We start from the raw sequence: 16,216 nt of genomic DNA on the forward strand, positions 1-16,216 counted from the left end.
CCTGGGCGCGGCGAACGATCAGGCACGACTCGTGACGGGACCCACCCCACCAGCCCGGTGTGCCAAGGACTGCTCGGCTGCGCCATCGCTTGGGCTCGCCTTCGGCTTCGCCTTCGCTGGCCTCGCCTTTGCGAGAGAGCGGAGGCCCCCGGCGGTGTGCACCGCCGGGGGCCTCGTCATACCTGCTGAGCTGCTGAGCTTCTGGGCTGTGTCAGGCGACTGCGATCTCCACCGCGTGGATGCCGGGGCCGTCGGCCGAGACGTCGGCCTGGCCGTTGCCGGTGCGGTGCAGGGCGCGGACGGTCCAGCTGCCCGGTGCCGCGAAGAAGCGGAAGTCGCCCTCGGGGGAGGAGACGACCTCGGCCGTGAATTCTCCCGTCGAGTCCAGCAGGCGGACGTAGGCGCCGCCCACCGGGGTGCCGTCGGCGACGACCTTGCCCTGCAGGACCGTTTCGGTGGTCGAAGCGTCGATGGTGCCGCCCTGGACGGGCGCGCCGCATGAGTCGGACATGGAAATCAGGCCTCCTTGCCGGAACCGAGTTCGATCGGCACGCCGACGAGCGAGCCGTACTCCGTCCAAGAACCGTCGTAGTTCTTCACGTCTTCGTAGCCGAGCAGCTCGCGCAGGGCGAACCAGGTGTGCGAGGAGCGCTCGCCGATGCGGCAGTAGGCGATGGTCTTGCGGGAGCCGTCGAAGCCTGCCTCGGCGTAGATCTCGCGGAGTTCGTCGTTGGACTTGAAGGTGCCGTCCTCGTTCGCGGCCTTGCTCCACGGCACGTTCACGGCCGAGGGGATGTGGCCTGCGCGCTGGGCCTGCTCCTGGGGGAGGTGGGCCGGGGCGAGGAGCTTGCCGGAGAACTCGTCGGGGGAGCGGACGTCGACCAGGTTCTTGTTGCCGATGGCGTCGACGACCTCGTCGCGGAAGGCGCGGATGCTGAGGTCCTGCTCCTGGGCCTTGTAGGAGGTCGTGGGGCGGGTGACCTCCTCCTTGTCCAGGGGGCGGCCGTCGAGTTCCCACTTCTTGCGGCCGCCGTCGAGGAGCTTCACGTTCTGGTGGCCGTAGAGCTTGAAGTACCAGTAGGCGTAGGCCGCGAACCAGTTGTTGTTGCCGCCGTAGAGGATGACGGTGTCGTCGTTGGAGATGCCCTTGGCCGAGAGCAGCTTCTCGAAGCCCTCGCGGTCGACGAAGTCGCGGCGGATCGGGTCCTGGAGTTCGGTCTTCCAGTCGATCTTGACGGCGCCGGGGATGTGTCCGCCGTCGTACGCGGTGGTGTCCTCGTCGACCTCCGCGAACACGACGCCGGGCGTCTGGAGGTTCTCCTCGGACCAGGCGGCCGAGACCAGCACGTTCTCACGGCTCATGGGAAGTTGCTCCTGTAGTAGTGCGTGTTTTATTGCGGACGTGCGAGCGCGGGTGCGTACCGGCGCAGCAGCAGGTAGACCTCGCAGCCGAGGCACAGGCCCAACGCGGCGTTGAGCAGTGCTGCGACCAGTGCGAGGGCGGTGGCCACGACGCCGAGGGTGGTCAGGCCGGTGGCGTAGCCGAGGGTGCCGATCAGTGCGAAGACGAAACCGACGCCCTGGGCGAAGCGCAGCGGTGCTGCCTCTTCGCGTTCGGTGGTCGGGGTCAGGCGGGGCTGGATCGCGTAGCGGTAGACGTGGCCCCACGGGTTGAGCTTCAGCGAGATGAACGCGCACATCGCGAACAGCACCGTCTGGGCGGCGAGCAGGCGCCACCAGCCGGTGAGCAGGACGACGGCCAGGATGATGGTGGTCATCCAGGCGGAGAAGCGCGGACCGCGCGGGTCCACTGGGGCATCTTTCGGCACGACGACCTCCGGACATTCGGACGAGGAGAAATTCAGTCCGTCAGAGGTGGCTGTTGGGCGTCAAGCGGCCCAATCAGCTCGTCGTGCGACACAGGCTGCTGCGCACGCGGCACAGGTCAACCGCGCGTCGCTTCGTGAGCAGCATGGTCATGCCAGCGAGGGTAGTACTCGATCCCTCGGTCCGGGAGACATGTCCATCAGGTGGAACAACGCAGGTTCACTCGACCGGATTACGGCAGATGTGGTTGCAAAGCGGCCAGAAGTGTGTCGCGTTTCGGCACGCCGCCGACTCGCAACACCTCGGTGCCGTCGGCGGTCAGGGCCAGCGTCGTCGGGGTGCGCATCACGCCCAGGGCGGCGGCGACGTCCGGCAGGTTCGTCACGTCGAGCTCGGCGTGCGTGAGGCCCTCGGTGCGGTCGGCCAGGTCGCGCAGGATCACCTTCGCGTGGCGGCACGGGGCGCAGAACGTCGTGGAGAGCTGGACCAGCGTCACCCCCGGCGCGAGCAGGTCGCGCACGGGAGGCGGCAGGTCCACGGATTCCTTGCGGGAGATGCGGCCCTCCCGGACCTTGAGCAGCACGCCGATCGCACCGGCCACGGCCAGCGCGCTCAGCAGCGCCCACACACCAGTCATCGTTGGACCAACGGTACATCCTTGATCACGCCCCGGAGGATGAACGCACCGCTCTCCACCTCGACGGCGGTGGGCGTCGCGCCGAACGGAAGCGTGCCGGGGTCGATCTTGATCGCGAGGGCCTGGCGGAGCTGCGGGATGATCTGCTTGAGCGAGACGTCCTCGAGCTCGATGTCGTCGATGTTGATCTGGATGGCACCGCTGACCAGTGCGATCTGGCCGTACGCGGTGAGCGTGACGACCCTGTCGGCGACCTTGGTCTGGCCGGAGAGCTTGATCGCGGCGGTCGTCTTGGGCGCGTTGACGTCCGTCGGCGTGGGCGTCGCGACGCGGTTGTCCGGCTCGATCGAGAGCTTGTCGAACGGCGTGACCTGGTTCGCCAGCCGGTTGAGGTCCAGCGACTTGATCTTGATGCTGCCGTCGACCTCGTCGATCGTCGCCTTGGAGACGTTGCCCGCGAGCAGGTCGGCCAGCTCGACGCGGGTGTGCCGGAGGTCGGCCACGATGTCGAGGTCGCGCAGGTCGACGCCCTGCTGCTCGTTCTTGATCGGCACGCCGGACGCCTCGATCCGCACGTGCTTGTAGTCGCCGCGGACCGCCTGCAGCATGAACGGGAACCCGTTGATGCGCACCGACGGGTCCTCGTTGAGCTGCAGCTTCTCCCGCATGCGCTGGGCGATCTGGTACTCACCGGCCGCGGCGAGCGCGAAGTCGGCCGCCACGAGCAGGACGGCGAGCACGATCACCGTGACGATGAGGATCTTGCCGCGCCGCGACTTCTTCTTCGGCCTCGGGTGGGTCGGAGTGTGCGCAGTCATTCCTCGTCCTCGACGTTGCCGGCGATCCATGCCGCCATCCGGTCTACCAGTTCTTCTGTCGTTGCTGATTCCGCGTGCCGCATGCCGGGCTCGATCCACAACTCGGCATGCCCTGAGGACGCGCGGTGCAGCGACCTGGCGTGTTCCGGGGCGAAATAGTGATCCAGGTCACCGTGCACGATCAACAGAGGGGTCGGCGCGATGCGGGAGACGACCTCCAGCGGGCTCTCGGGCGGTTGTACCCAGCTGTCGCCGAGCCGAACCCCGATCGCGCGGGCCGCGAGCTTGCCGTGCGGCTGCTCCAGCAACCAGTGCACCCGCCGCATCGGCGCGGTCTCCCGCGACCACCACCGGGCGGGAGCGCTCACGGAGACCACGGCGTCAGGCCGGGTCTCGCCCAGTGCGGCGTGCCGGATGACGATCGACGCGCCCATCGAGAACCCGACCGTGGCGATCTTCGAGTAGCCGAGCTCGCGGGCCTTCAGCACCGCCGCCTCGATGTCGTGGATCTCGTCGGCACCGACCGTGGACCGGCCCTCGGAGCGTCCGTGACCGCGGAAGTCGAACGCGACGACACCGGCGTGCGCGGCCAGCCTGGCGAGCACCCGAGCGACGTACGGCTTGGCCACGCTGTTCGTGAACCCGTGTCCCACAACGAAAGCGAGGTCGCTTTCACACTTGTAGTGGACGCCGTGGAGGCGCACGCCGTCATGTGACATGGATGTAACAGGCGTGACGCTTGTGGAAACAAGTGTGAGCACGACTTCTTGACCTGGGAATTTCTGGGGTTGCACCGGTATTGTCTCCGTCATCCGCAGGCAACGGGGCCCGGTCACCGTACGCCGCTGGTCTGGTCGAGGTGACCGACCACGGCCGATTAGGAGGGCGCCGCGATGAGCATCGACGTGCTTCTGCTGACGACAGACCCGGACCCGGAGGCCGTGCTGCCCGCGCTGGCGCTGCTTCCCCACGCCGTGCGCCCGCTGCGCCCGGAGGTCTCCGCGCTGCTCGAGGCAGGGCCGCACGACATCGTGCTGGTCGACGCCCGCACCGACCTGGTCGGCGCTCGCTCGCTGTGCCGCCTGCTCGACTCGTCCGGCGTGGACGTGCCCGTGGTGGCGGTCGTCACCGAGGGCGGTCTGGTCGCCGTCAACTCCGACTGGTCGGTCGACGAGATCCTGCTGCCGACCTCCGGCCCGGCCGAGGTCGACGCCCGCCTGCGCTTGGTGCGCTCGCGCCGCGGTGCCGCCCAGCCCGGTGGCGACGGCGCTCTGCAGCTCGGCGACCTCGTGATCGACGAGGCCACCTACACCGCGCGCCTCAAGGGCCGCCCGCTCGACCTCACCTACAAGGAGTTCGAGCTGCTCAAGTACCTCGCGCAGCACGCGGGCCGGGTCTTCACCCGCGCGCAGCTGCTGCAGGAGGTCTGGGGCTACGACTTCTTCGGCGGCACCCGCACCGTCGACGTCCACGTGCGACGGCTGCGCGCCAAGCTCGGCCCCGAGCACGAGGCGTTGATCGGCACCGTGCGCAACGTGGGCTACAAGTTCGTCCGCCCGCCGCGTCCCGGCTCCTCGCGTCGTCCGGACGTCACCGAGGTCGACGACGTGGTCCGTGTCCTGGATGAGGCTGTGATCGCGCGGTAGGTTCGCCTGTGTGGCGCAACTGAGCTGGTACGACGAGCTGACGACCGACCAGGCTGCCGAAGCCGGGGAGCTGCTGGCGGCCGCGGAGAAGACCGACGGCGTGGCGCCGGTCGGCGAGGCCGTGCGACTGCGGATGCGCCCCGGTGCCACCGGCAGCAAGCACCTCCTCGCGCACCTGAACGGCGAGCTCGCCGGGTACGCGCACGTCGACATGATCGGTGACTCCGGCGGCCACAAGGTCGCCGAACTCGCCGTGCACCCGAAGTACCGCCATCAGGGCGTCGGCGAGGCACTGGTGAAAGCCCTCCCGCAGGACTCCCTGCGGATCTGGGCGCACGGCGGCCACCCGGACGCCGAGAAGCTCGCGGAGAAGCTCGGCTTCCGCAAGGTCCGCGAACTGCTGCGGATGCGGCTGCGGGTGGAGAACGAGCTGCCGGAGCCCGAGCTGCCCGACGGCATCACGATCAGGGCGTTCGTCCCCGGCAAGGACGAGGCCGCCGTCGTCTACGTGAACCACCGCGCGTTCGACTGGCACCCCGAGCAGGGCTCGATGTCGATCGAGGACGTCCGTGCCAAGGAGAACGAGGACTGGTTCGACCCGAAGGGCTTCCTGCTCGCGTTCGACGCAGAGGACCGGCTGGCCGGCTTCCACTGGACCAAGGTGCACACGCCCGAGCTGGGCGAGGTGTACGTGGTGGGCGTCGACCCCGACCGCCAGGGCGGCGGTCTGGGCAAGGCGCTGACTCTCGCCGGCCTGCGGCACCTGCGCGAACAGCAGGTCAAGGAGGTCATGCTGTACGTCGAGTCGGACAACACGGCGGCGGTGCGGGTCTACACCAAGCTCGGCTTCACGCTCTGGGACGCCGACGTCCAGTACGGCCGGTAGTCAACAGACCGTCACAAACCGCATACGCGCTGGTCACGGCATCACTCTTTCGGCCGTGTGGCTGGTCACTTCCCGTTCGGTGTTCACCTGCCGTTCACCCCGACTAGGTGGGCTGTCCACCATGGATACCTACCTTCCGAAGCGAGCGGCGACGTCCGTCGCGAAACCGCTAACGCTTCCGCAAGGTGGAGGACCAAGGTGAAGATCCAGCGGCACGGCGCCGTGCTCGGCCTCGTCGCGGCCAGCGCGCTTCTTCTGGGTGCGTGTGGCTCCGACAACAACACGGGTGCCGGTGGCAACAACACCCCCGCCGCGTCCGACGTTGCGTGCGGTGGCAAGACCAAGCTGAACGCTGAGGGCTCCTCCGCGCAGAAGAACGCCATTGACGCGTTCGTCCAGGCCTACAAGGCGGCGTGCCCGAGTGCGGACCTCGCGTACAACCCCTCCGGCTCCGGTGCCGGCGTCAAGAACTTCAACGCGGGCCAGGTCGACTTCGGTGGCTCGGACTCCGCGCTGAAGGCGGGCGCCGAGGTCGAGGCCGCCACCAAGCGCTGCCAGGGCAACCCGGCGTGGAACCTCCCGCTGGTGTTCGGTCCGGTCGCGATCGGCTACAAGGTGTCCGGCGTGGACAGCCTCGTGCTGGACGCCAAGACCACGGCCGCGATCTTCAGCGGTGCCGTCAAGAAGTGGAACGACCCGGCCATCAAGGCGCTGAACGGCTCCGCGAACCTGCCGGACAAGGACATCGCGGTCATCTACCGCTCGGACGAGTCGGGCACCACCGACAACTTCCAGAAGTACCTCACCACCGCCGGTGGCTGGACCAAGGGTGACGGCAAGCAGTTCAAGGGCGGTGTCGGCGAGGGCAAGGAGAAGTCCGCCGGTGTCGCGCAGGCCGTCGGCTCGATCGACGGCGCCATCACCTACGTCGAGTGGTCGTTCGCGCAGGACAACAAGCTCTCGATCGCCAAGATCGACTCCGGTGCCGGTGCCGTCGAGCTGAACGCCGAGTCGGCCGGCAAGGCCATCGACGGCGCCAAGGTCAAGGGTGAGGGCAACGACCTGGTCCTCGACCTCAACTCGATCTACGGCACCAAGACCGCCGGTGCGTACCCGCTGCTGCTCGCGACCTACGAGATCGTCTGCTCGAAGGGCTACGACGCCGACACCGCCAAGGCCGTGAAGGCGTTCCTCACCGTCGCCGCCACCACGGGTCAGGCGCAGCTCGCCGACGCCGGCTACGTGCCGCTGCCCAAGGCGTTCCAGGAGAAGCTGCTGACCGCTGTGAAGGCGATCGCCTGAGGTTGATGCGAGACTGCGAACGACGCTGACGCGATGAACGATCCCGTCGTGGCCAAGCGCCCCGCCGGCTCCGGTGACCCCGGAGCCGTGCGGGGCGTTGCGGCTGCTCCCACCGCCTCGGAGGCTCCGATTCCCCCGACACCGGCAGCTCCAGAAACCACCAAGGCACCGCACGTCCGGCCCGGTGACCGCATCTTCCGCGGCCTCGCCACGGGATCCGGTGTCTTCATCGTCGTCCTCATCGGCGCGATCGGCCTGTTCCTGATCCTGCAGGCCATCCCGTCCCTCGGGCTGGACCAGATCAACTTCCTGACCAGTCGCGAGTGGAACACCACGGACCCGGCGAACCTGCGGTTCGGCATCCTCGACCTGCTGCTCGTCACGGTGATCGTCTCGATCCTCGCGCTGCTGATCGCGATGCCGATCGCGCTGGGCATCGCGCTCTTCCTCACCCAGTACGCGCCGCGCAACCTCGCCCGGCCGTTCGCGTACGTCGTGGACCTGCTCGCGGCGGTTCCGTCGATCGTCTTCGGTCTCTGGGGCCTGTTCGTGCTCGGCCCGGTGCTCTTCCCGTTCTCCGAGTGGCTGATCGAGAACCTCGGCTGGATCCCGCTGTTCGCCAAGGGCAACGTCAACGTGCAGCTCGGCGGCACCATCTTCACCGCGGGCATCGTCGTCGCGGTGATGATCCTGCCGATCATCACGGCCGTCAGCCGCGAGGTCTTCGACCGCACGCCCCGGATGCACATCGAGGGCGCCATCGCGCTCGGCGCGACCAAGTGGGAGGTCGTGCGCACGACCGTCCTGCCGTTCGGCAAGGCCGGTTACGTCTCCGCCTCGATGCTCGGTCTCGGCCGCGCGCTCGGCGAGACCATCGCCGTCATGATCATCCTGAGCACCACGTCGGCCTCGTTCGGCTGGTCGCTCTTCGACGGCGGTGCCACGTTCGCGTCGAAGATCGCGCTGGCCGCACCGGAGTTCAACGACACGCGGTCGGCCGGTGCCTACATCGCGGCCGGTCTGGTGCTCTTCGTGCTGACCTTCGTCGTGAACGCCATCGCGCGCTCGATCGTCGCCGGCCACAAGGAGTACGAGTGAGCACGAACCTCGCGGACCCCACGCGCCTCGCGACGCCGCCGACGTTCCAGGCGGTCAGCCTCTCCCGCCGGATCAAGAACGGCTTCGCCACCACGCTCGTGTGGGGTGCCTTCCTGATCGCGATCATCCCGCTGGTGTGGGTGCTCTACACCGTGATCCAGCGCGGTTTCCCGGTCATCCTCGACGGTGACTGGTGGCAGAAGTCGTTGTCGGGCCTGCTGGCCCGTCAGCAGGGCGGCGGCGCGTACCACGCGATCTACGGCACCCTGGTGCAGGGCCTGGTGTGCGGCATCATCTCCGTGCCCATCGGCATCATGATCGCGATCTACCTCGTCGAGTACGGCGGCCGCTCGAAGCTCGCGAAGGCCACGACGTTCATGGTCGACATCCTCACCGGTGTCCCCTCGATCGTCGCGGCGCTGTTCGTCTACACGGTGTGGATCACCTACGCGGGCATGGGCCGCAGCGCGTTCGCGGTGTCGATCGCGTTGGTGCTGCTGATGGTTCCGGTCGTGGTGCGCACGACCGAGGAGATGCTCAAGATCGTCCCGGACGAGCTGCGCGAGGCCTCCTACGCGCTGGGCATCCCCAAGTGGAAGACGATCGTCAAGATCGTCATCCCGACGGCCCTCTCCGGCATCCTGACCGGCATCATGCTCGCGCTCGCCCGCGTCATGGGTGAGACCGCGCCGGTGCTGGTGCTCGCGGCCTACGCGCCGTTCATCAACTACAACCTGTTCAGCGGCCCGATGGCGTCGCTGCCGTTGATGATGGTGAACGAGCGCAACAACCCGACGCAGGCCGGTTTCGAGCGCCTGTGGGGCGCGGCGATCACGCTCGTGCTGATCATCACCCTGTTCAACCTGCTGGCCACCGTGATCTCGCGGGTGCTGGCGCCGAAGACGAAGTGAGCGGGCGGACATGGCCAAGCGACTCGACATCAAGGACCTGAACCTCTACTACGGCAAGTTCCACGCCGTCGAGAACGTCTCGCTCGCGGTGCCGCCGAAGAACGTGACCGCGTTCATCGGCCCCTCCGGTTGCGGCAAGTCGACCGTGCTGCGGTCGCTGAACCGCATGCACGAGGTCGCGCCCGGCGCGCGCGTCGAGGGCAAGGTGCTGCTCGACGGCGAGGACATCTACGCGTCCACTGTGGACCCGGTCGAGGTGCGCCGCACCATCGGCATGGTGTTCCAGCGGCCGAACCCGTTCCCCACGATGTCCATTCGCGACAACGTGGTGGCGGGCCTGAAGCTCGCGGGCGTGAAGAACAAGAAGGAGCTCGACGAGGTCGCCGAGCGCTCCCTGCGCGGCGCCAACCTCTGGAACGAGGTCAAGGACCGCCTCGACCGTCCCGGCGGCGGCCTCTCCGGTGGTCAGCAGCAGCGTCTGTGCATCGCGCGTGCCATCGCGGTGCAGCCGGACGTGTTGCTGATGGACGAGCCCTGCTCCGCCCTGGACCCGATCTCCACGCTCGCGATCGAGGACCTGATCACGGAGCTGAAGAAGGACTACACGATCGTCATCGTGACGCACAACATGCAGCAGGCCGCGCGTGTGTCCGACCAGACGGCGTTCTTCAACCTGCTGGGGGTCGGTCAGCCCGGTCAGCTGATCGAGGTCGACGACACCGAGAAGATCTTCTCCAACCCCGGCCAGAAGGCGACCGAGGACTACATCTCCGGTCGGTTCGGCTAAATTTCTGCGGGTGAGCCCGCAGAGCAAGTCCCGCAAGAAGAAGCAAGGCAAGGTCGGCCGCCGGCCCGAGAAGCAGTCCCCGTACGGGGCGTTGCTCGAGTCGGCGGCCGCGCTGCGTTCGGAGTCCTGGTTGCTCGCGGACGCCTGGGCGAGCGAGCTGTACGCCACCCTGTGGCTCGCCGGATCCGGCCACACGCCGATGATCGACGCTCTCGCCGCGATGGACGACCCGGCGGCGCTCACCGCGTTGCGCGCGCTGTCCGGTGTGGGCGATGAGGAGACCCGTGCCGCTGCCGCAGCGGCCGCGGAAACCGTTGCGGCGCGCGGTGTTGCGGAGCCGTCCTGGTACGTCGCGGGGGCCTCTCTGGAGTTCCGCGAGGCTTTCCTCGTCACGAACCTGTTGGGGGACGTGGAAGTCGTCGCGATCACCCAGGAACGCGCCTCGGCACGTGAGACGGTGCTGTTCATGCGCCAGCCGGTGCTCGGGGCCACCGCCATCGAGCTGTTCGCCACGCCGGACGAGGGCACCACGGCGTTGCTGGAGGACATGATCGCCTCCACCCCGGACGCGTTCCGCGACCTGATCACGCCGTTGAGCGCCGCCGAGGCGTTCGACCGGGTGTGGCCCGACATCGAGCAGTTCTGGGAGGACGGTCCCGACGAGGAGGCCGAGGAAGGCCTGATCGGCTCCGAGGACGTGCGGCACCCGATCCAGCTGATCGCCCTCGCCGACGCCCGCGTGAGCGCGTTGGTGCCGGACGACTACGAGATTCCCGTCGTCAGTCCAGAAAGGACGGACGAGGTCGTCGAGGCGTTTCTGGCTTCAGAGCACGGGATCGCCGACGTCGAGGCCGCGCGGTCGTTCACCCGAGTCGTCGCTTCGGCTGCGGTGGAGCAGAACCGCGACCCCGTCGTGTACGGGCCGGCGTCGCTCACCGCCGTGCTGATCCTGAACGTGGCCGCGCGGCTGCACGTGTCGGACGAGGACCTGGCTCTGCTGCCGGACATCGTGCGTGCGTGGGCGTACTTCACCGTCGACGCGCGGGACCTGCCGCGGGACGAGGCGCGGGCGGCGTGGGACGAAGAACTGCCCACCGTGCTCGCCGAGTTCTCCGAGGCCTACGCCGATCCGGAGCTCGCGGCAGAACGCGATGGGCAGTTCCGCTGAGTGACTAGAGGTTCTCGTCGCCACCGTAGCCGGGCATCCGGCCGGTGACGACGAAGACCGTGCGCTTGGCGACCGACACGGCGTGGTCGCCGTAGCGCTCGTAGAAGCGGCCGAGCAGCGTCACGTCCACCGCGGCGGCGACGCCGTGCTGCCACTCCTTGTCCATGATCACCGAGAACAGGTGGCGGTGGATGTCGTCCATCGCGTCGTCCTCTTCCTCGAGGCTGCGCGCGCGGTCGACGTCCTTGTTTCGGATGATCTCTGCCGCCTCGTTCGCGAGCTTGACCGCGATCTGGCCCATCTCGGCGAAGTACGGCCGCACGTCCTCCGGCAGCGCGGACGCCGGGTGGCGGCGCCGGGCGGCCTTCGCGACGTGCAGGGCGAGGTCGCCCATCCGCTCGACGCTCTCGGCGGCGTGGATGACCGCGAGCACGGTGCGCAGGTCGGTCGCGACGGGTGCCTGCAGCGCGAGGAGCGCGTACGACTGCTCCTCGATGCTGGAGCGGACGTCGTCGACCTTCTGGTCACCGCTGATGACCTGCTCCGCGAGGCCGAGATCGGCCTGCAGCAGGGCAGCGGTCGCGTTCTCCATCGCCTCGGCGACCATGCCGGTCATGTCGGCCAGTCGGTCGGCGAGCTGTTCGAGCTGGTCGTGGTAGGCCTCGCGCATGGCGCTCAGCCTACGTCCCGACCACCGCCGCAGCGACATTGCAGAATGAACCGCAGATGAACCCCAGGCGAATCACTTCGCGCAGGGGTCCTCTGCAGCGTTCACGACGTCCAGTTTCCCGGCCGTCTGGTTCTGGTTCTGAGGCTGGTTCTGCTGCGTCCCCGGCTGCGGGTTCACGATCTCCTCGTCGAAGCTCGAGCCGATCGTGAGCACCACCGCGCCGCCCATCTCGGGTGCCTCCACCAAGTCCGCACTGGGCACCGCGGCCTTGAGCGTCGCCGCCCAGTCCTCGCGGCCCTTCGCGAACTTGATGGTGGTCTTCGCGCCCTTCTCCGTGGCTTCGCCCCGGTTCGAGATCTTGAAGCCCTTCTGCTGCAGGGCGTTGGCGGCCAGGTTGGCGGCCCGGTTGCCCGCCGGGTCACCGTTGAGCACCTGGATCGTGACCTGCTTGGGGTCGATCACGGAGCCGGGCTTGGCCGGGGTGTTGGCGTCGCCAGGCGTCTGCTCGGTCGGCTTCTCCTGCGGCAGCGGCGTTCCGTCGATGATCGTCTGGAACAGCTTCTTGACGTCGTCGTCCCGCAGGCGCTCGATGTTGTCGTCGTTGGACTTCGTCTGGCCCTCGTCCGTCCAGTGCGGCATCGTCACGAACGAGACGCGGCCGGCGTCGAGGCTCTGCAACGAGTTCGCGAGCTCCAGCAGCGACGCCACGTCGATGTTGTCGCCGACCGTGGACCTGGTGAGGGCGTTGATGAAGTTGTTGAGCTTGCTGGGGCTCAGCAGCACCTCGTTCGACAACGCCTGGCGCAGCATCGCCGACAGGAACCCCTGCTGCCGCTTGATGCGGTCGAAGTCTCCGCCGACGTCACCCGCGACCTTGCGGGCGCGCACGTACTGCAGCGCCTGGTCGCCCTTGAGCGTGTACTTGCCCGGCTTGTCGAGCACCACGCCGAGCTCGTCGTCCTTGATCGCCTTGGGCGTGCAGATCTGCACGCCGCCGATCGCGGTCGACATCTCGCGGAACCCGACGAAGTCGATGCTCACGAAGTGGTTGATCTTCAGGCCGGACAGCTGGGTCATCATGTTGGCCACGCACTCGGGCCCACCGTCGTTGTAGACGGAGTTCGCCATGACCTCTTTCTCAGGAGCCAGAGGTCCGCCGTACTGGCCGGTGTCCGGGTTCCACTTGCGGCATGCGGGCCGGTCGACCCGCACGTCACGCGGCAGCGACACGACGACCATGCGCTTCCGGTCGGCGGGGATGTGCGCGAGCATGATCACGTCCGAGCGCGCACCAGCCTCGGTGGCCTGCGTGCCGACGTTGTCGCCCGCCTTCGCGCCTGCCCTGGTGTCCGAGCCGACGAGCAGGAAGTTCTCGTCACCGAGCTGCTTCTCCGCCTGATGCACCGCCTGCGAGTTGCCGCCGAGCGCGTCGATCTTCTGGATCTTGGAGTCGGCCCACTTCATCGCGGCCCAGCCAACACCGGTCGACACGAAGACCACGGCCGCGGCGGCGATCGCCCCGATCCTGGCCGTGCGCATCAGCCTGCGTTGCTGCGGCGTGCGGCCGACGACCTTCTGCTCGTCGCCCTCCTCGCCCTCGCCGAGCGTGACCGGATCCGCGAACTGGGTCGCTTCGTCGAGCTCGTCGTCGTCCTTGACCCACGGCATGAGCTTGGCGCGCCGCTCCTTGCGCTGGCGCTCCTGCTCGAGCAGCTCGTCGTGCACCGCGGAGAACCGCGCGAGGGTGTGGTCGACCTCGCGACGCTTCTTCACGTCCTCGCCGATGGCCTCCATCTCGGTGGTGAGGCACATCGGGTCCATGTCTTCGCGCTTCTCGACCTTGGCCACGCCGACCGCCGCGGCGATCTGGGTGGCCTCGGGGCCGGGCGCGTCGGTCTTGGGCTCCTCGGGCTTCGCCGGTGCACCGGCTGCCGCGGGAGCGCCGCCTGCCGCAGGGGCACCGGCTGCCGCAGGGGCACCGGGTACTGCGGGACCGGCGGGTGCGCCGCCGAGCCGGTTGGCGATGGCCGCACCGCCGCCGGGCATCGGACGCGGACCGCTCGACTCTGCCCTCGGGGGCATCGGACGAGGGCCGCTCGACTCCGCGCGGGACGGCATCGGGTGCCGGCCGGTCATGTCCCCGTTCGGGGGCATGGGCCTGCGTTCCGCTCCCTCGCCGGGTGCGGGCGGGCGCGGCATGCCGTTGGCGGTCCCGTCGCCGGGTGCCTTGGGGCGCGCCATGCCGTTGGCAGGCCCGTCGCCGGGCGCCTTGGGACGAGGCATGCCGTTGGCGGGCCCGTCGCCGGGTGGGCGTGCCATGCCGTTGGCGGCCGCGTCGCCAGGTGCGGGCGGACGAGGCATGCCGTTCGCGGTTACCTCGCCAGGTGCCTTCCGGCGTGCCATGCCGTTGGCGGCCGCGTCACCGGGTGCGGGCGGACGAGGCATGCCGTTGGCAGTCCCGTCCACAGGTGCCTTCGGGCGGGGCATGCCGTTCGCCGTCCCGTCACCGGGCACGAGTGCACGCGGAATCCCGTTGGACGAGGGCGCGTCACCGGGCGCGAGCCTGCGCGGCGGCGGTGCGCCGTTGGCGTCGGGTGCCGGGCGGCGCATCGTGCCGCTGGGCATGCCGTTCGCCTCGGGAACCCCGTTCGGCGCGGGACGCCGCGGGATGCCGTTCGCCGAGGGCACGTCACTGGGCGGCATCCGCCGCGGGTCGACGGGCGGGCGCGGCATGCCGTTGGCGGCCGCGTCGCCGGGTGGCTGCGGTCGCTGGATGCCGTTGGAGGACGGGGCGTCGCCGGGCGCGAGCCTGCGCGGGCCGGTGTCACCGGGGCGCCGCTGCTCACCGGGAACCGGGCGGCGCTGCATCCCGGTCGCGTCGGGGCGCGGCCGCGTTCCGGTCTGCTCACCGGGAGGCGGGAAGCCGGGCCTCGGCCTCGTTCCCGTCTGCTCGGCGGGCACGTCCGGACGGTGGCGCCTGCCGGTCTGCTCACCTGGCCGGTGAGCCACCGGCGGCTGCTGCGCCGGCGGGTCGGGCAGCGCACGCCTGCCCGTCGCGGGTGGGTCCGGCAGGGCACGCCTGCCTGTCGTGGGAGCGTCGGGCGAGCCTGGCGGGACGGGTCGGGGGAGGTTCGTCCTGCTGTGCTGCTCGATGAGGTCCGAGACGCTCAGGCCCCCAGAGCCTTCCATCGAGCGACGTCTACGGCCGGTCGGCTGGTCGTGGTGCTGGGGATCCTGATCACCGCGGGAAGAGGGGCCGCCACGTCGGGGGTCGTCGGGCACCCAATCTCCCTTCTGGGTCAGAAGCTAATAGCGGTTCGTCATTACGAGATGACGACGACCGGGATACAACGGTTGCATCACCGGGCGTGTCAGTTGCGCCCGCGATACTACGGATGTAGCCGACTTCTGACGACCACTCCGGGTGATACGGCTGCTATCTATACGCGATTACGCGCAGTCCGTCTGCCCTGAACGGGTGAGCCAGCTCACTCAGTAGTAACCGAGAACACGCGTCTCGGTGATGGCACGCCTACCTGCCGCCGCGCCTGCGAGGCGGACCCGTCCATCCGCACGGTACGCCACCGCGTTGCGGCCTGACTGCTTGGCCGTGTACAGGAGGCTGTCGGCGCGCAGCAGCTGCTGCTCGGCGCTGACCGCCGGGCGTTCCGGCGCCTCGTCCGCGGGCGGTTCGTACGCCAAACCGGCGCTGACGGTCACGCGCAGCCCGTCCGCGATCTCCTGCCACGGGTGACGCTCGACACGTTCCCTGGCCGCCTCGGCGATCTCCACGGCCGTCGCGGCGTCCACCCGCGGCAGCACGAGCACGAACTCCTCGCCGCCGTAGCGGGCGCAGAAGGCGCCCTCGGGCAGACCGTCCTGCAGCAGCTCGACCACCCGCTGCAGCACCCGGTCGCCGAGCAGGTGCCCGAACGAGTCGTTGACCTGCTTGAACCAGTCGAGGTCGATGAGCGCGATGGCGAGCCCGTGCCGGCACGCGCCGTGCTCGGCCAGCAGATCCATCAGCCGCTGGTCGAGGTAGCGGCGGTTGTAGGAGTCGGTGAGGCTGTCGCGCAGGCTCTGCTCGCGCGCCTCTGCGTGCTCCCGGCGCAGCCGGTCGACCTCGCGGCGCAGCTGTTCGGGAACGTGCGGCTCCTCGTCCTGGTCGGCGTGGACGAGGTCGAGAGCGGAACGCAGGTGCTGGTACGCCTGGCGCCACTGGCCGCGGGAGGCGAGCAACGTCGCGATGGACTCGTGCAGCCCGACAAGCCCGGGACCCTGCCGATCGGCGTCGGGAGCGTCGCCGTCGGACTGGGTCTCTGCGATTTCGGGTCGCAGCGCGGTCATCGCGGTCACCTCCTTACTTGCCAGGTGTCGTCTCCCGAGGGGCGGCGCTTGAGCTAGAAGGACGCGTCGGAGTGGGATTTCCCCCGTCCGGTTGACCGTCAGCTGCTCCGATCAAGTGA

At 69.0% G+C, this 16,216-nt stretch carries 17 protein-coding genes; 7 read left to right on the plus strand and 10 right to left on the minus strand.

Going from position 1 to position 16,216, the window contains the following annotated elements:
* Window positions 1-211: 211 nt before the first annotated feature.
* From IEZ09_RS10470 to IEZ09_RS10495, 7 genes are all read right to left on the minus strand, one after another.
* On the minus strand, window positions 212-511 hold the full coding sequence (locus IEZ09_RS10470) for a DUF1416 domain-containing protein (protein WP_189253445.1): 300 nt from the start codon (window positions 509-511) through the stop codon (window positions 212-214).
* 5 nt (window positions 512-516) lie between these two features.
* Window positions 517-1,362, minus strand: coding sequence for a sulfurtransferase (locus IEZ09_RS10475; protein ID WP_189253446.1), 846 nt, complete (start codon window positions 1,360-1,362; stop codon window positions 517-519).
* Between the two features lie 29 nt (window positions 1,363-1,391).
* Entirely contained in the window at window positions 1,392-1,829 is a 438-nt protein-coding gene (locus tag IEZ09_RS10480) for a DUF4395 domain-containing protein (protein WP_189253447.1), read from the minus strand.
* A gap of 73 nt (window positions 1,830-1,902) precedes the next feature.
* The gene (locus IEZ09_RS47825; RefSeq protein WP_352235731.1) at window positions 1,903-1,980 is read right to left on the minus strand and encodes a putative leader peptide; all 78 of its coding nucleotides are present in this window, start codon (window positions 1,978-1,980) and stop codon (window positions 1,903-1,905) included.
* Between the two features lie 79 nt (window positions 1,981-2,059).
* Window positions 2,060-2,464: a thioredoxin family protein gene (locus IEZ09_RS10485; protein ID WP_189253448.1), complete on the minus strand. Its 405-nt coding sequence runs from the start codon at window positions 2,462-2,464 to the stop codon at window positions 2,060-2,062.
* Entirely contained in the window at window positions 2,461-3,282 is an 822-nt protein-coding gene (locus tag IEZ09_RS10490) for an LmeA family phospholipid-binding protein (RefSeq protein ID WP_189253449.1), read from the minus strand. The genes IEZ09_RS10485 and IEZ09_RS10490 overlap by 4 nt, the downstream gene beginning before the upstream one ends.
* On the minus strand, window positions 3,279-3,986 hold the full coding sequence (locus IEZ09_RS10495; RefSeq protein ID WP_229812431.1) for an alpha/beta hydrolase: 708 nt from the start codon (window positions 3,984-3,986) through the stop codon (window positions 3,279-3,281). The genes IEZ09_RS10490 and IEZ09_RS10495 overlap by 4 nt, the downstream gene beginning before the upstream one ends.
* Window positions 3,987-4,175: 189 nt before the next feature.
* On the opposite strand from IEZ09_RS10495, the gene IEZ09_RS10500 reads away from it, so the two are divergent.
* The 7 genes from IEZ09_RS10500 to IEZ09_RS10530 all read left to right on the plus strand — a co-directional run bounded on the left by IEZ09_RS10500 (window position 4,176) and on the right by IEZ09_RS10530 (window position 11,080).
* A complete protein-coding gene (locus tag IEZ09_RS10500) occupies window positions 4,176-4,928 on the plus strand; it encodes a response regulator transcription factor (protein WP_189253451.1) in 753 nt (250 codons plus the stop codon).
* A gap of 10 nt (window positions 4,929-4,938) precedes the next feature.
* Entirely contained in the window at window positions 4,939-5,814 is an 876-nt protein-coding gene (mshD, locus tag IEZ09_RS10505; protein ID WP_189253452.1) for a mycothiol synthase, read from the plus strand.
* A gap of 198 nt (window positions 5,815-6,012) precedes the next feature.
* Window positions 6,013-7,116 (plus strand): phosphate ABC transporter substrate-binding protein PstS, encoded by a 1,104-nt coding sequence (gene pstS / locus IEZ09_RS10510; protein ID WP_189253453.1) that lies wholly within the window; start codon window positions 6,013-6,015, stop codon window positions 7,114-7,116.
* 33 nt (window positions 7,117-7,149) lie between these two features.
* Window positions 7,150-8,214 carry a phosphate ABC transporter permease subunit PstC gene (pstC, locus tag IEZ09_RS10515; protein WP_189253454.1) on the plus strand — a complete coding sequence of 355 codons (1,065 nt, stop codon included), beginning with the start codon at window positions 7,150-7,152 and terminating at the stop codon, window positions 8,212-8,214.
* Window positions 8,211-9,125, plus strand: coding sequence for a phosphate ABC transporter permease PstA (gene pstA, locus IEZ09_RS10520; RefSeq protein WP_189253455.1), 915 nt, complete (start codon window positions 8,211-8,213; stop codon window positions 9,123-9,125). Before pstC ends, pstA begins: the two co-directional genes overlap by 4 nt.
* A 10-nt stretch (window positions 9,126-9,135) precedes the next feature.
* A complete protein-coding gene (gene pstB, locus IEZ09_RS10525) occupies window positions 9,136-9,912 on the plus strand; it encodes a phosphate ABC transporter ATP-binding protein PstB (protein WP_189253456.1) in 777 nt (258 codons plus the stop codon).
* Between the two features lie 10 nt (window positions 9,913-9,922).
* Window positions 9,923-11,080 (plus strand): hypothetical protein, encoded by a 1,158-nt coding sequence (locus tag IEZ09_RS10530; RefSeq protein ID WP_189253457.1) that lies wholly within the window; start codon window positions 9,923-9,925, stop codon window positions 11,078-11,080.
* A 4-nt stretch (window positions 11,081-11,084) separates the two neighbouring features.
* On the opposite strand, the gene phoU is transcribed toward IEZ09_RS10530, so the two are convergent.
* The 3 genes from phoU to IEZ09_RS10545 form a co-directional block, all read right to left on the minus strand.
* Complete coding sequence (phoU, locus tag IEZ09_RS10535; RefSeq protein ID WP_189253458.1) at window positions 11,085-11,750, minus strand: phosphate signaling complex protein PhoU; 666 nt, start codon at window positions 11,748-11,750, stop codon at window positions 11,085-11,087.
* A 72-nt stretch (window positions 11,751-11,822) separates the two neighbouring features.
* The gene (locus tag IEZ09_RS10540) at window positions 11,823-14,939 is read right to left on the minus strand and encodes an LCP family protein (RefSeq protein ID WP_189253459.1); all 3,117 of its coding nucleotides are present in this window, start codon (window positions 14,937-14,939) and stop codon (window positions 11,823-11,825) included.
* A 303-nt stretch (window positions 14,940-15,242) separates the two neighbouring features.
* A complete protein-coding gene (locus tag IEZ09_RS10545) occupies window positions 15,243-16,097 on the minus strand; it encodes a GGDEF domain-containing protein (RefSeq protein WP_189253460.1) in 855 nt (284 codons plus the stop codon).
* Between the last annotated feature and the right edge of the window lie 119 nt (window positions 16,098-16,216).

Source organism: Lentzea flava (genome assembly GCF_014648475.1).
Classification (GTDB): Bacteria; Actinomycetota; Actinomycetes; order Mycobacteriales; family Pseudonocardiaceae; genus Lentzea; species Lentzea flava.